The following is a 13,821-nucleotide window of genomic DNA, read 5'->3' as shown; positions in this document are numbered from 1 at the left end:
TTTCTGTTCGTAAAAAGAGAAAAATCGGGAAACTTAAGCGAGGGCAACAACCAAAGCCTGGGAAAAAAGTTGAAAAATGCTTAAATTTAATAGAGCCGGCAGCGAAAGGGAAAGCAATGGGAATAGCTTTACTTTTGCCCGGAAAAACCAACAGAAATACAAGCGACATACATGATCCGGAACGAAAAACTGTTTCTTGAACGATACCAGCAATTGAACAGGCAGCAGAAAGAGGCGGTAGATACCATAGAGGGACCGGTAATGGTCATAGCAGGGCCGGGTACCGGCAAAACGGAGATCCTGGCCATGCGCATCGCCAACCTGCTGAGAAGCGATGCACAAGTAAAACCCTACGAAATCCTTTGTCTTACTTATACCGACGAAGGCAGCGTTGCCATGCGCAAGCGGCTGCTGCAGATCATCGGCGAGGATGCGCACCGCGTACATATTTTTACTTTTCACGCCTTCTGCAATAACCTGATCCAAAGCAATGCCGAGTATTTCGGCATCCGCGACCTGCAGCCCATCAGCGAGCTGGAGCGCATCGCCTTGCTGCATGCGCTGCTTGAAGACTTGCCCGAGGGGCACGCGCTGCGCCGCCTGAAAGGCAATATCTATTACGATGCCCGCAACCTGCAAGCCCTCTTCGACCTGATGAAGTCGGAAAGCTGGACACCGGAAATGGTGACGGAGGCTGCTGAAGAATACCTGGCTAGCCTGCCAGAACGGGAAGGCTTTGTCTATAAAAGAGCCAATGCCAAGCAAGGTATTAAGGTAGGCGATCTTAAGCTGAAAGAGATCGCCAAAGAAACAGCCCGTATGGAGCGTACCATCGCCTCTGCAAAATTGTTTGACCAGTACCAGGCCCGCATGCAGGCCATGGGGCGTTACGATTTCAGCGATATGATCCTGTGGGTGCTGAGGGCTTTTAAAGAGAATGAAAATTTCCTGCGCAATTACCAGGAACGCTTTCAATACGTGCTGGTCGATGAGTTCCAGGATACGAGCGGCGCCCAGAGCGAGCTGCTGACCCTGCTTATGGATTTCTGGAACAGCCCCAATCTCTTTATCGTAGGAGACGACGACCAAAGCATTTTTGAATTCCAGGGCGCGCGTCTCCAAAACATTGTTGACTTCTATGACCGCTACGAGGCAGAGATCAAAGTGATCGTTCTGAAGGAGAACTACCGCTCCACACAAGCCATCCTGGATAAGTCCGGCCGCCTGATCAACTACAATAAGGAACGCCTGATCGTGAAGCTGCAGCAGCTGCAGCTGGACAAAAATATTATTGCGGCCAATGCCCGCTTCAGCAAAGAAGAGCGGGTAGAACCGGTGATCCGCGCTTACCACAATATACTCCACGAAGAAGCCGACATCGTAGAGCAGATCGGGCAGCTGCAGCGCGACGGCGTCGACCTCAGCCAGGTGGCTATCCTCTACTCCCAGCACAAACAGGCCGGCAACATTATCGACCTGATGGAACGCAAAGGCATTCCTTATTGGGTCAAGCGACCGGTGAATGTGCTCGACCTGCCGCTGATACAGCACCTCATCGGCATTTTGCGCTATATCGATACCGAACAGCGTAAGCCGTTCAGCGGCGAGCAATTCCTGTTTGAGACCCTACATATCCCCCAGCTGGGCATTTCGTCCATCGACCTGGCCCACCTGAGCCTGTACAAGCAGGGAAAAGAGAGCAAGCACAAGCACTGGCGTCTGCTGCTGCTCGATACCTTCCTGCTGCATTCCCTGGAGCTCCGCACCGCCGAAGAGCTGGTGCGCACCGGAACGGCCCTGGAAGCCTGGATACAGCAATCGAAGAACCTGACCATTGCCATGCTGCTGGAGAAGATCCTGTACGAGACCGGCATTATGGCACAGGTGCTGCAGAGCGAACAGCAGATATGGGAAATGCAGGTGCTGCATACCTTCTTCAATTTTGTAAAAGAAGAATGCACACGGCAACCCAGGCTGACGATCGCCGGCTTCCTGCAAATGATCGACCAGATGCAGCTGGAAGACATCAGCGTGCCGGTACAGAAAGTGGTCCGCCAGGAGAACGGTGTCCGCTTCTACACGGCCTTCAGCGCCAAGGGGCATGAATTTGAATACGTGTTCCTGATCGGCTGCACCAAGAATTTCTGGGAAAAGAAAAAGGGCGGCAGCCGGGGCTTTAACCTGCCTGATACGCTCACGCATACCAATGACAGCGAAGAAGGCAGCAGCGCTGAGGAAGTGATGCGCCGCGTATTTTTCGTCGCGCTTACCCGCGCACGCAAATACCTCCAGGTATCCTATGCCGTAAAAGATAATGCCGGCAAAGACCTCGAAGCCTCACAGTTTGTTGATGAGCTGGGCCCGGAAGAAAGGCAGGCTGCAGAAAAGCAATTATCCTACCTCGACGACGGGCAGGTGATCGCTCACCTGCAATGGGCCTTTGTGCCGCCGCCGCCGGTACGCATCGAGCTGGCCCGGAAAGAGCTGCTGGACCGCCGTCTTGAACGTTTCGAGCTGAGCGCCTCGGCCCTCAACAAGTACCTGCGCTGCCCGGTAGCTTTTTATTACGAGACCATCCTGCAGGTGCCTGTGGCTAAAAATGACGCCATGGCTTTCGGTACCGCGATACACTACGCGCTGGAAAAGTTGTTCAAAAAAATGCAGGCGGCGCCCGACAAAAGCTTCCCGCCCAGGGAAGAGCTGATCACCGACTTTGAACGCATGCTGTGGCGCAACGAGGACGCCTTTACCGAAGTGCAGTATAAACGCCGGAAAGAGTTGGGACAGCAGCTGCTCAATGACTACTACGACAAATATATTCACACCTTCAACAAGGTTGTAGCGATTGAAATGATGCTGGGCAATATGGAAGTGGCGGGCGTTCCCGTAAAGGGCAAGCTGGATAAGATCGAGTTCAACGGCAACGCCTGCACTGTAGTCGATTACAAGACCGGCAACCCCGAATACAGCAAGAAGAAGGAGCTGCTGCCGCCCAATGAAGGCAATCCGAATGGCGGCGACTATTGGCGGCAGATGGTCTTTTACAAGCTATTGCTCGACAATTATCCTATGGCCCGCAACAGCGGCTGGCATATGGAAGCAGGCCTGTTCGACTATGTGGAGAAGAATGATGCCGGCGAATATGTGCGCTATATCGTTCCTATTGCCGATACCGACCTGACCACGGTGCGACAGCAGATCAAAACAGCCTACACGCAGATCATGAACCATGAATTTGACCGGGGCTGCGAGCAGGAAGATTGCCCCTGGTGCACGTTTGTCAAAACGCATAAGCTGATCAGGCCTGCAATAGACGAAGAAGTGCTTTAATGCAAAGGGACGCCTGCGGCGTCCCTTTGCATCGAATAACATTACTCAGATCAACCCTCACCGTGCAGGCGCACTTTCAGGTTATGCATCTTATTGTTGAGCTTCAGCTGGCAGGCCAGGCGCGAGTTGGGCAGCAGATCGGGAAGGGTGTCCAGCATCGCGTATTCATCATCGCTCATCGCTTCCAGAGTTTCTTCACCTTCCAGCACATCCACACAGCAGGTAGCGCACAGCGCCATGCCGCCACAGGTGGCCAACACATCGTATTCATTGGCCACCAGGAGCTCCATAAGGCTAAGGCTCATATCGGTGGGCGCTTCAAGCGGATTGACCGTGCCATTACGGTCTTCTACAAAAACAGTGATCGTATTTTCCATAAAACAAAGCCGGAACCGGCTAACTGAGCCGTATTCCAGGCTGCAAAGCTATACAATTTTACGGTTAAGCCCTATGGCAAGGCGCTATGAAGGGATAATCGGCGCCTGCATATTTCATCGGTACCTGCTGCGGTAATTATTAATCCAGGGTTCATGCAGATTGCCTTATTTTTACTTCAGCTAAATCAAACCAATGAAAAGCATAACCGTCTTCTGCGCTTCCAGCCCGGGCTTCGACGCCATTTATCATACTACAGCCTTTGCCCTGGGCCAGCTGCTGGCCGAGAAAGGCATTACCGTCGTTTATGGGGGCGCCAGGGTCGGCCTTATGGGCGCAGTAGCCAATGGAGCGCTGCATGGCAGCGGAAAGGTGATCGGCGTGCTGCCACATTTCCTCCGCACCAAAGAGATCGCGCATAATGAGCTGACCGAGATGATCCTGGTAGAAAGCATGCACGAGCGCAAAACGAAGATGAACGAGCTCTGCGATGGCGTAATTGCTCTGCCCGGCGGCTTCGGTACCATGGAAGAGCTTTTCGAAATGCTGACCTGGGCGCAGCTGGGCCTGCACCGCAAGCCTATAGGTCTGCTGAATATAAACGGCTTTTATGACAGCCTGCTCGCGCTGCTGGAACACATGACGGAAAGCGGCCTGCTGAAAGAGACCAACCGCCGCATGCTGCTCGTCAGCGATAAAGCAGAAGACCTGCTGCAGCAGATGGCCAACTATAAAGCGCCCGAAGTAGGCAAATGGCTTTCGGAAGAGACGACCTGAACAAAGGCTTTTATGTAAATAAAAAGCCCGCTTTTTTTGAAGCGGGCTTTGTCTTATAACCATTTCGTACTTAGAACTCGCTGATACCATTTACCGTAGTGTACTTCATCGTATATTTCACACCGGGATTGATATACTTGTACACGCTGTGGCTCATGAGCGCCGCTTCGTGGAAGCCGCAGAGGATCAGCTTCAGCTTGTTCTTGTAAGTATTGATATCGCCGATGGCCCAGATACCAGGGATATTGGTGGAGTAATCTTCGGTATTGACCTCGATGGCGTTCTTATCGATATTGAGATTCCAGCCTTCGATAGGACCCAGCTTGGGGCTGAGGCCGAAGAGCGGGATCAGGTAATCGGTTTCGATGGTCTTCTGCTCTTTGGTCTTGCTGTCTTCCATCGATACGCTGTGCAGGCTTCCGTTGCCATGTACCTGGGTCAGGTTGGTGTTCAGGATCAGATCGATCTTTCCTTCCTCGGCCAGCTGCATTACCTTATTGACGGAGTCGGGCGCGCCACGGAAGCTTTCGCTGCGGTGCACCAGAGTTACCTTTTTGGCGATATTGGCCAGGTGGATGGTCCAGTCGAGCGCGCTGTCGCCGCCGCCGGCCAGCACCATATGCTTGTCGCGGTATGCTTCCGGCTCCAGGATCATGTAGTTTACCCCTTTACCGTTCTCAAAGGCTTCCAGGCCTTCCACAGCAGGCTTACGGGGCTCAAAGCAGCCCAGGCCGCCGGCAATCACCACCGCTTTGGCTTCGATCTGCGTACCCATATTGGTTGTCAGCACAAAATCCGCTTCTCCGCGCTTTTCCAGGCCCTCTACACGCTCACCCAGGGTATAGGAGGGATGGAAGGGGGCGATCTGCTCCTTCAGATTATCGATCAGCTCCTGTGCCAGCACAGAAGGGTAACCGGGAATATCATAAATCGGTTTCTTAGGATAAATCTCAGAAAGCTGGCCACCGATCTGCGGCAGGTAATCGATCAGGTGGCAACGCATCTTCAGCAACCCCGCCTCAAACACGGCAAATAAACCCACAGGGCCGGCGCCAATAATGGCTATATCAGTCTGTATCATTTTTCCAATTTGGCGGCAAAATTAAGCAATCATTGCGATATAGCAGCAATATCGATATAAGGCTTTCCGATCGGGAGCCCAGCAGCGCCAAATAATTACAAATCCGTGACAGTACGCCGGGCCAGAGCCGGGTCAGGCCGGATGAGCCCTCCCGACGCAGCTTGGCCTTCACCAGCAGGACATACAGCACCCGGCGCATAGCTTTCAGCAGCAGGGAAGGCAGCGCCGTGGTCAGCATTGGCTTGAGTCGTTCATGGAAAATGTTCTCCTTTCCTGCACATTTATCCTTCAGACAAGCATGGCACTTCAGAACCCAGGTTAAAATGGGCAGAGCATATAGAAATATAGCTTCCGGCGTAATCCAAAAGCGCGGCCAGATTCAAGGCGATTTTTTAAAGGTATGCCATCAAAAATCAAGCGGCGCCCGGTGAAAAAAAATTTACCGGAAGAGGCCGGCACCAGGCTTTTGCTGCAACGGGAAAAATGGAAGCGCAGACAGGACATATATCCCGTTCATAATTATACTTTTTTTAGGAAAACTCTTGGCAAAACCGGTTTATTTTTCGCACTTTTGCATGATATTTTACAGACAAGTAAGTTTTCACCTCTTTTTATAATATCGAGTTCCGATCAATAATGGGATTGTTTAATTTTTTAACGCAAGAAATTGCGATAGATCTTGGCACCGCCAATACTTTAATTATTCATAATGACCAGGTTGTAGTAGACGAACCCTCCATCGTTGCTAAAAACAGGACCAGCAATAAAATCGTGGCCGTAGGCAAAAAGGCCATGATGATGCACGAAAAAACACACGACGATCTGAAGACCATCCGCCCGCTGAAAGACGGGGTGATCGCCGACTTCGATGCAGCCGAAGGTATGCTGCGCGAAATGATCAAAATGGTTTATCCCAAGAAGCCTTTGTTTCCTCCCAGCTGGCGTATGGTGATCTGCATTCCTTCCAGCATTACCGAAGTGGAAAAACGTGCCGTGCGCGACAGCGCCGAACAGGCCGGCGCCAAGGAAGTGTATATGATACACGAGCCTATGGCGGCTGCACTGGGTATCGGCATCGATGTTGAGGAACCCACCGGCAATATGATCATCGACATCGGCGGCGGTACTACCGGTATCTCTGTTATTTCCCTGGCCGGTATTGTATGCGACCAGAGCATCCGCATCGCGGGCGACGAGTTCACTACCGACATTATGGAAGCAATGCGCCGTTACCACAGCCTCAACATCGGCGAACGTACGGCCGAGCAGATCAAGATCCACGTTGGCTCTGCACTGAAGGAGCTGGACAATGCCCCTGATGACATTGCCGTTAACGGACGCGACCTTGTAACCGGTATTCCCAAGCAGATACAGGTATCTTACCAGGAAGTAGCCGAAGCCCTGGACAAATCTATTTTCAAAATTGAAGAAGCTATTCTGAAGGCGCTGGAAAGCACACCGCCGGAGCTGGCTTCTGACATCTACCGCCGCGGTCTTTACCTCACCGGCGGCGGCGCCCTGCTGCGCGGGCTGGACAAGCGTATCTCCCAAAAGATCAAGCTGCCGGTGCATGTGGCCGAAGATCCGCTGCGCGCTGTGGTGAGGGGTACGGGGATGTCGCTCAAGAACATTAACCGTTTTACTTTCTTAATGAAATAATCTGCAAAGCCCGCTATCAACGGGCTTTGCGTTTTGATCCCCGTTTGCCGGCGCCCTCATGCGTAACTTTATCCTTCTCATACGCCGATTCTGGAACGTTATCCTCTTCCTGATCCTGGAAGCAGTCAGCTTTTCCATGATCTCCAAGAGCCGCAACATGCAGGGTATGGACATCGTGAGCTCTTCCAACGCTGTAGTCGGCTATGTGTACAAAAAGCAGAACGATGTTGTTTACTATTTCCAGCTGAAACGACTTAACGATAGCCTGCTGGATGAGAACACACGCCTGCGCAACCAGCTGGCACAGTATAAAGCAGATACCTTCAGGGATATGATCGCCCGTATTCCCGTTACGGTCAGGGACACTACCCGCCGCGACAGCAGCGGCGTTACCCTGGCGCCGACCGGCGCCGTAAAAGTGATCCGCTATGCCAACTACCGGTATATCCCGGCCCGCGTGATCAACAATTCGATCTCAGGCGACCGCACCAATTATATCACGATCAATCGCGGCGCTGCCGACGGCGTGCGCAAGGAAATGGCCGTTGTAACAGGCAATGGAATTGTAGGCAGGATCAACAATGTATCGGAACACCTGGCTACCGTGGTTTCCGTGCTGAGCGACCGGAAGGTAAGCACCAAGCTGAGCGATGGCACGGCTGGGCTTTTCACGATATGGAATCCCGGCTCGCCGGAATATGTGGTTACAGAAAAGGTACCGATCTATGCGAAAGTAAAAAAGGGCGACAGCGTATTTACTACCGGCTACTCCTTTTTTCCGGAAAATATATTGATCGGCACAGTGGCAAAAGTGGACACCATGAAAGCCACCAACGCGAAGAACCTGAAAGTAAAGCTATCGACCAATTTCAGGAATCTCCAGTATGTATATATAGTGGAAGACAAGATCAGCGCCGAGCGTAAGGAGCTGGAAGCAAAAAACAAACAGAATTAAGTATCCATAAGGGCATATGAGCATTTACCTTCGCAACGTCATCCGGTTTATCTTACTTGTGCTGATTCAGGTCTTATTGCTGAATAAGATACCGCTGCGCTGGTGGTCCAACCCCGGTGGCCTGCCGCCTTATACGCCTTATATCTACCCGCTTTTCATCTTACTGCTGCCTTTATCCACGCCCATCCCCTTCCTGCTGATCGCCAGCTTTACCATGGGCATTACGATCGATGCTTTTATGGATACCGGTGGTATACATGCCGCCGCCTGCGTGCTGATGGCTTTCCTGCGTACCAATGTATTGACGCTGCTGCTGCCCAAGCGGATCTCTGAGTATCAGAATATGTCGCCCAATACCAAGTCCATGGGCTGGACCCCGTTCATGACCTATGCCGCTATCCTGCTGGCGCTGCATCATGTGGTCTTTTATGTGATCGAGATATGGAGCTTCCACAGCATCGGCTATATGCTGATGAAGGTCTTTATCTCCCTGCTCACCAGCCTCGTGTTCGTGGCTTTGTATTCGTTGTTCTTCTCCAGCTCGATCAGCACTGTTTACTACGACAAATAGACCGGCCGACCCTCGGCCCCGGCATTAAATCATAACTGTAAGGGCAAACAATCTGCTGTTAAAGGTAACGCAAGGGCAAAAAAATAACGGAACAAAGGTTGTTGCCTCTGTTCCGTTAGCTGAGCTGAGCCCCTCTTTAGTATTCATCTTCGTTAAAGAAGAAATCTTCCTGAGTAGGGTAATCGGGCCATATATCTTCTACGCCTTCGTACATCTCGCCTTCATCTTCCAGTTCCTGCAGGTTCTCCACTACTTCCAGCGGTGCACCTGAACGGATAGCATAGTCGATCAGTTCATCTTTAGTTGCAGGCCAGGGCGCATCTTCAAGGTGTGAGGCCAATTCAAGTGTCCAAAACATATCTTAAATAATTTTATTCAAAATTCAATTTGTGCAAATGTAAGGTTTCCGTTTCAATTATGAACAAGGAGGAAAATATTGAATCGTTTTATTTTTGTTATCTGTTTTCTTCCCGCTCATCCTCAAAACGCAAGTTAGGATCGAATAGTTTTCCAAAGGTTTAATTTCTTTGAAAAAATAAATCCGGCGCGGCTTTCGGCCGTCATCAGCAGCTGCCCGATTGGATTTAATGTGGTACATTTGGGCTCTTTGTCTGATACGGCTTTCATGAAAATAAGTGGTTTTACCTACGTACGCAATGGTTTCCGGTACGGTTATCCCTTCATTCCTTCCATCCGCTCCCTGCTGCCCCTGGTGGATGAGCTGATCGTGGTTGTAGGCGATTCGGAAGATGGTACGCGGGAAGCGATCACAGCGCTGAATGAACCAAAGATCCGGATCATCGATACCGTATGGGACGACGCTCTGCGGGAAAACGGCAAGATCTTTGCGCAGCAGTCCAACCTCGGGCTCGACCAGGTAAGCGGCGACTGGGCCATACACCTCCAGGTAGATGAAGTGCTGCACGAGCAGGATCATGCCCGCCTGCTGCAGCAGCTAAAGGAAGCCGACAAGGATCCTGCGGTAGAAGGCTTATTGTTCCCTTTCTATCATTTCTGGGGCGACTTTAACCATATCCGCCATACCCGAAAGACACATCCTTTCGAGATCAGGGCGTTTAAGAACACCGGCAATATCCGCTCCTACAAAGACTCCCAGGGATTCCGCAAATACCCTTCCCGCACTGCTTATGAAGAAGGCGCTGAAGGCAGCAAGCTCAGGGTCATCAATTGCGGTGTGCCGGTATATCATTACTCTTACTCCCGCAACCCGGCATTGATGAAGAAAAAGGCAGAGTACTTCAATCGTTTCTGGCACGACGATGCCTGGGTAGCCCGGAACAGCAAAGATGTGCCCTTCGACTTCAACGAGGTCGACCGGCTCGACTATTTCGACAAGCCGCACCCGGCCTATATGAAAGAGGTGATTGCGGCGAAGGACTGGGAATTTACTTACGATCCGTCCCGTTCTAATATGAGCTTTAAAGACCGTATGATGTATCTGCTGAACCGGCTGACCGGTAAGCGCCTGTTTGAATTTGAGAATTATAAACTGATCCGAAAATAACCGCTATGCTCAGCGCCCGGCAACTTTCAAAGAAATACGGACAACTTACCGTACTGAATCATGTAACGCTGGACATCCATAAAGGAGAGTTCGTCGCCATTGCCGGCCCTTCGGGCGCCGGCAAAAGCACTTTGCTGCATTTGCTGGGCGCGCTGGATTTTCCCGACAAGGGACAGGTAAAGCTTATGGACCAGGAGCTCTTCCGGCTTTCCCGCAAGAAGCAGGCGGCCTTCCGCAACAAGCACATGGGCTTTGTTTTCCAGTTCCACCACCTCCTCCCCGAGTTTACAGCGCTGGAAAACGTATGTATGCCGCTATGGATCGGCAAGCAGCCAAAGGATGAAGCCATTGCAGCAGCGAAAGAAATACTGAAGACCGTAGGCCTGGGCCATCGGATGGAGCATAAGCCCTCAGAGCTCTCGGGCGGAGAGCAGCAAAGGGTAGCCATTGCCCGGGCCATCGTGCACCGGCCCTCCGTCATCTTTGCCGATGAGCCTACAGGCAACCTCGATACGGCCAATGCCCAGGCTGTGCACGAACTGTTCTTCCAGCTAAGGGCTCTGTACCAGCAAACCTTTGTTATCGTTACGCACAACGAGCAGCTGGCGGCCATGGCCGACCGTACCCTGATGATGAAGGATGGAAAGATCGTAGCAGAGCGGCTTCGCGAAGACCGATAAAGCCCGGCCGGTAATTTATCCAGGGAAACCTGTAGGTCCAAAAACAATATTTCCCCTTATTGCCCCGGAAAAAGGGGGCATGTATCTTGCAGGTATTAAAACACCTGATTATGAAAAAGAAGCACCTCAGCGGCAGACTGTCTTTAAACAAGAAGACCATTTCCTTACTTACGTCCGGCATACAAAGCGCTGTTATCGGCGGCGATGTCGAAGATCCCACCCGTATTACCCTCGTTTCTGTGTATAACCCCTGTGCCGTATCTTATGACTGCGGAAAGGAGACTTGCGATAAAACAGGATGTCCCGAGCTTACGGTGTTGACCATACGCAACCCGGGCTGCAATGTGGGCGCATGAGTAATGGACCAGGACCGGATACAAGTACAAAGGCGGCTGCTTTCGCATCCGCCTTTGTACTAAATTAAATTTTCCTGTCTGAAGTATGTTATCCGATCTTACAGTTCATTCTGTGGTTGATCTTCTCCGGCTCGCTGGGCAAGAATCTGTTTTTTACCCTCCGCCGCGGATACCGCTTCTATTTTCACTTTCGTGGTTCCTCTGCGGATAAATTTCAGATCCTGTGCGGCAACTTCTGCCAGATCAATCATTCGGCCCTGGTGGCCCATACGGTCGTTTACCTTTACATATACCACTTTACCATTAACCTGATTGGTTACCTTTACATAGGTACCCAGCTTAAAGTGATTGCTGGCTGCGGTATATTTGTCGTTATCGAAAACCTCGCCGGTAGCAGTCTTTCTTCCTTCAAACTTGTTGTGGTAGAAACTGGCTACGCCGGTTTTCTGTTCTGTCTTTATTTCCTTTTTCTCGGCAACCGGCTGCGCGGGCAGCTTCTGTTGCTGAATTGGCAAAGCAAAGGTAAGCCAGGACCAAAGTACGAAATCAAAACCCATTACACATAAACATTTGGTACGGGGGCAAAAGTAGCACAATACGGGAAAAATCCGCCCCAAAAAATGTTAATATTTATTCTGAGGCTTCCGTGCCCGGGTAAATTTGTGGGGCTCGGATCCGTAGTCTTTTTTCTCATAACCGCCCTTACGGTAGCTGTCACGGGGCTTTCCGTAGCCTGAGCCGCCTCCGAAACCGGGTTTGTTATCGGCTTCTTCGATCCGGATTTTTCTATTGTTAAATTTACGTTGTGTCAAAGACTCAGCAATAAATTCTGCAGCGTCGGCGGGCACGTTAAAGAAGCTGCTCAACTCCCTTACCGTCACGCGGCTTACCATACGCGGTTCAATATCAGTCATTTCCGCGATAAACCGGATCAGGGAATCGGTAGAAGCGCCATCTTTGGTACCGATATTGATAAAGAGGCGTACCGAGCCGCTGCGCGTGCCTGAAGCCTCGCGCTCGGCACGACGGTCAACATAGCCGGCATTCAGATCCGGTGCATTTTCATAATCTTTAATGGTATCTTTCAGCTGCAGCCACAGCAAACGGTTGATCAGCTCATCTTTGTCCATGGCCTCAAACTTCTCGTGGATGCTCTTCTTGTATATCTCACCGAAACCGTGCTCCGGCTGGGCCTCTTCGATCTTATCGAGGAAATGGAACAAGCGCTTGCGTACCACTTCGGCGCCATCCGGAATGTCGCTTTTGTGGAAACGGGTCTTGGCCATGCGCTCTACCTGGCGGATGCGGCCGATCTCCTTAGAGGTCACCAGCGACATACATACGCCTGACTTACCGGCACGGCCGGTACGGCCGCTGCGGTGGGTATACACTTCCGGATCTTCCGGCAACTCGTAGTTGATCACATGGGTAATGTCGTTCACATCGATACCACGGGCAGCCACATCGGTAGCCACGATGGCCTGGAACTGGCGGCGCTTGAAGCGGTCCATTACCTTGGTCCGCATCTTCTGGTCCATATCGCCATGCAAGGGACTTACATGATAACCTTCGCGCATCAGCTTCTCCGACACATCCTGGGCATCCTGCTTGGTACGGGTAAAAATGATACCATAGATATCCGGTGCAAAGTCGAGGATACGACGCAGCGCATCGAAACGCTGGTGGGCATGCGTTACAAAGTATTGGTGGTCGATATTTTCGTTGCCCACGTTCTCACGGGCAACAGCGACTTCCTTGGGCGACTTCATATAGCGCTTGGAAATACGGCGCACATCGGCGTTCATCGTTGCAGAGAACAACCATGTGCTTTCCCGGACCGGCGTATTTTTCAGGATAAAGTCAATGTCGTCGCGGAAACCCATGTTCAGCATTTCGTCGGCTTCATCCAGCACGATCATCTTCACTTCTTCCAGGTTGATGGCATTGCGCTCCAACAGATCGATCAAACGGCCGGGGGTAGCCACGATAACCTGTGTGTGGCCTCTTTTCAGCTCCCTGATCTGGGACCCGATAGGGGTACCACCATAGACAGCCAGTGTGTGAATGCCGCGGCTGAACTTGCTGTATTTTACAAATTCTTCCTGGATCTGCATACACAGCTCACGGGTGGGGCTCAGCACCAGCGCCTGAACACCATGGTCATTGGGATCTATTTTATGCAGCAAAGGCAGGCCGAAGGCAGCGGTCTTACCGGTGCCGGTCTGTGCCAATGCAATAATGTCGGTGGTTTCCTGTACGAGCAGAGGTATAGCTTGCTGCTGGATGGGGCTCGGAGTGGTAAACCCTAAAGCCTGCACCGCCTGCACAAGCTCGTCTTTCAATCCAAATTCTTGGAATGTTGTCATACTCTTCAAATGTCCTTTTTAAAAAACAAGGCGCGAAGGTACGATTATATTATGGGAAACGGACAATTAATATAGATACAATCATTAATTTAACAATGCTTCCTGTTCGTCACTGCCGGCTAATCAGGAAAAAGAAAGACGGGTCT

The 13,821-nt window shown here is 51.4% G+C and carries 14 protein-coding genes; 8 read left to right on the top strand and 6 right to left on the bottom strand.

Going from position 1 to position 13,821, the window contains the following annotated elements; all coding sequences use genetic code 11:
- Positions 1-171: 171 nt before the first annotated feature.
- Positions 172-3,330 carry an ATP-dependent helicase gene (locus DZC79_RS06790; protein ID WP_118950797.1) on the top strand — a complete coding sequence of 1,053 codons (3,159 nt, stop codon included), beginning with the start codon at positions 172-174 and terminating at the stop codon, positions 3,328-3,330.
- Positions 3,331-3,380: 50 nt separating this feature from the next.
- Here DZC79_RS06790 and DZC79_RS06785 read toward each other — a convergent pair whose 3' ends face one another.
- Positions 3,381-3,707 carry a 2Fe-2S iron-sulfur cluster-binding protein gene (locus DZC79_RS06785; protein ID WP_118950796.1) on the bottom strand — a complete coding sequence of 109 codons (327 nt, stop codon included), beginning with the start codon at positions 3,705-3,707 and terminating at the stop codon, positions 3,381-3,383.
- A gap of 193 nt (positions 3,708-3,900) precedes the next feature.
- Between DZC79_RS06785 and DZC79_RS06780 the strand changes: the two genes are divergently transcribed.
- Positions 3,901-4,482, top strand: a complete 582-nt coding sequence (locus DZC79_RS06780; RefSeq protein WP_118950795.1) for an LOG family protein — start codon at positions 3,901-3,903, stop codon at positions 4,480-4,482.
- A gap of 70 nt (positions 4,483-4,552) precedes the next feature.
- On the opposite strand, the gene DZC79_RS06775 is transcribed toward DZC79_RS06780, so the two are convergent.
- The gene (locus DZC79_RS06775; protein WP_118950794.1) at positions 4,553-5,563 is read right to left on the bottom strand and encodes an NAD(P)/FAD-dependent oxidoreductase; all 1,011 of its coding nucleotides are present in this window, start codon (positions 5,561-5,563) and stop codon (positions 4,553-4,555) included.
- Entirely contained in the window at positions 5,550-5,801 is a 252-nt protein-coding gene (locus DZC79_RS06770) for a hypothetical protein (protein ID WP_118950793.1), read from the bottom strand. Before DZC79_RS06770 ends, DZC79_RS06775 begins: the two co-directional genes overlap by 14 nt.
- A gap of 398 nt (positions 5,802-6,199) precedes the next feature.
- Between DZC79_RS06770 and DZC79_RS06760 the strand changes: the two genes are divergently transcribed.
- The 3 genes from DZC79_RS06760 to DZC79_RS06750 are packed head-to-tail and all read left to right on the top strand — an operon-like array spanning position 6,200 to position 8,748.
- Positions 6,200-7,222: a rod shape-determining protein gene (locus tag DZC79_RS06760; protein WP_118950791.1), complete on the top strand. Its 1,023-nt coding sequence runs from the start codon at positions 6,200-6,202 to the stop codon at positions 7,220-7,222.
- 58 nt (positions 7,223-7,280) lie between these two features.
- Entirely contained in the window at positions 7,281-8,177 is an 897-nt protein-coding gene (mreC, locus tag DZC79_RS06755; protein ID WP_118950790.1) for a rod shape-determining protein MreC, read from the top strand.
- A gap of 16 nt (positions 8,178-8,193) precedes the next feature.
- Positions 8,194-8,748, top strand: a complete 555-nt coding sequence (locus tag DZC79_RS06750) for a rod shape-determining protein MreD (RefSeq protein ID WP_118950789.1) — start codon at positions 8,194-8,196, stop codon at positions 8,746-8,748.
- A 136-nt stretch (positions 8,749-8,884) separates the two neighbouring features.
- Here DZC79_RS06750 and DZC79_RS06745 read toward each other — a convergent pair whose 3' ends face one another.
- On the bottom strand, positions 8,885-9,106 hold the full coding sequence (locus tag DZC79_RS06745; RefSeq protein WP_106521565.1) for a DUF2795 domain-containing protein: 222 nt from the start codon (positions 9,104-9,106) through the stop codon (positions 8,885-8,887).
- Positions 9,107-9,373: 267 nt separating this feature from the next.
- On the opposite strand from DZC79_RS06745, the gene DZC79_RS06740 reads away from it, so the two are divergent.
- From DZC79_RS06740 to DZC79_RS06730, 3 genes are all read left to right on the top strand, one after another.
- On the top strand, positions 9,374-10,273 hold the full coding sequence (locus tag DZC79_RS06740; RefSeq protein ID WP_118950788.1) for a glycosyltransferase: 900 nt from the start codon (positions 9,374-9,376) through the stop codon (positions 10,271-10,273).
- Between the two features lie 5 nt (positions 10,274-10,278).
- Complete coding sequence (locus DZC79_RS06735) at positions 10,279-10,953, top strand: ABC transporter ATP-binding protein (RefSeq protein WP_118950787.1); 675 nt, start codon at positions 10,279-10,281, stop codon at positions 10,951-10,953.
- 110 nt (positions 10,954-11,063) lie between these two features.
- The gene (locus DZC79_RS06730) at positions 11,064-11,309 is read left to right on the top strand and encodes a class I lanthipeptide (RefSeq protein WP_157976977.1); all 246 of its coding nucleotides are present in this window, start codon (positions 11,064-11,066) and stop codon (positions 11,307-11,309) included.
- A 98-nt stretch (positions 11,310-11,407) separates the two neighbouring features.
- Here the strand turns inward: DZC79_RS06730 and DZC79_RS06725 are convergent, their stop codons facing one another.
- Both DZC79_RS06725 and DZC79_RS06720 read right to left on the bottom strand, forming a co-directional pair.
- The gene (locus DZC79_RS06725) at positions 11,408-11,824 is read right to left on the bottom strand and encodes a septal ring lytic transglycosylase RlpA family protein (RefSeq protein WP_198666807.1); all 417 of its coding nucleotides are present in this window, start codon (positions 11,822-11,824) and stop codon (positions 11,408-11,410) included.
- A gap of 108 nt (positions 11,825-11,932) precedes the next feature.
- On the bottom strand, positions 11,933-13,675 hold the full coding sequence (locus tag DZC79_RS06720) for a DEAD/DEAH box helicase (RefSeq protein WP_118950784.1): 1,743 nt from the start codon (positions 13,673-13,675) through the stop codon (positions 11,933-11,935).
- Between the last annotated feature and the right edge of the window lie 146 nt (positions 13,676-13,821).

It is taken from the genome of Taibaiella helva, from assembly GCF_003545695.1.
Lineage (GTDB): Bacteria > Bacteroidota > Bacteroidia > Chitinophagales > Chitinophagaceae > Taibaiella > Taibaiella helva.
The sequence above is the reverse complement of the archived record's forward strand: the minus strand, read 5'-3'. Positions and strand labels throughout refer to the sequence as shown.

Excerpts from the sequence above, each read along its gene's own strand:
- DZC79_RS06790 (WP_118950797.1), top strand. The coding sequence starts at position 172 with ATGATCCGGAACGAAAAACTGTTTCTTGAACGATACCAGCAATTGAAC.
- DZC79_RS06785 (WP_118950796.1), bottom strand. The coding sequence starts at position 3,707 with ATGGAAAATACGATCACTGTTTTTGTAGAAGACCGTAATGGCACGGTC.
- DZC79_RS06780 (WP_118950795.1), top strand. The coding sequence starts at position 3,901 with ATGAAAAGCATAACCGTCTTCTGCGCTTCCAGCCCGGGCTTCGACGCC.
- DZC79_RS06775 (WP_118950794.1), bottom strand. The coding sequence starts at position 5,563 with ATGATACAGACTGATATAGCCATTATTGGCGCCGGCCCTGTGGGTTTA.
- DZC79_RS06770 (WP_118950793.1), bottom strand. The coding sequence starts at position 5,801 with ATGCTGACCACGGCGCTGCCTTCCCTGCTGCTGAAAGCTATGCGCCGG.
- DZC79_RS06760 (WP_118950791.1), top strand. The coding sequence starts at position 6,200 with ATGGGATTGTTTAATTTTTTAACGCAAGAAATTGCGATAGATCTTGGC.
- mreC (WP_118950790.1), top strand. The coding sequence starts at position 7,281 with ATGCGTAACTTTATCCTTCTCATACGCCGATTCTGGAACGTTATCCTC.
- DZC79_RS06750 (WP_118950789.1), top strand. The coding sequence starts at position 8,194 with ATGAGCATTTACCTTCGCAACGTCATCCGGTTTATCTTACTTGTGCTG.
- DZC79_RS06745 (WP_106521565.1), bottom strand. The coding sequence starts at position 9,106 with ATGTTTTGGACACTTGAATTGGCCTCACACCTTGAAGATGCGCCCTGG.
- DZC79_RS06740 (WP_118950788.1), top strand. The coding sequence starts at position 9,374 with ATGAAAATAAGTGGTTTTACCTACGTACGCAATGGTTTCCGGTACGGT.
- DZC79_RS06735 (WP_118950787.1), top strand. The coding sequence starts at position 10,279 with ATGCTCAGCGCCCGGCAACTTTCAAAGAAATACGGACAACTTACCGTA.
- DZC79_RS06730 (WP_157976977.1), top strand. The coding sequence starts at position 11,064 with ATGAAAAAGAAGCACCTCAGCGGCAGACTGTCTTTAAACAAGAAGACC.
- DZC79_RS06720 (WP_118950784.1), bottom strand. The coding sequence starts at position 13,675 with ATGACAACATTCCAAGAATTTGGATTGAAAGACGAGCTTGTGCAGGCG.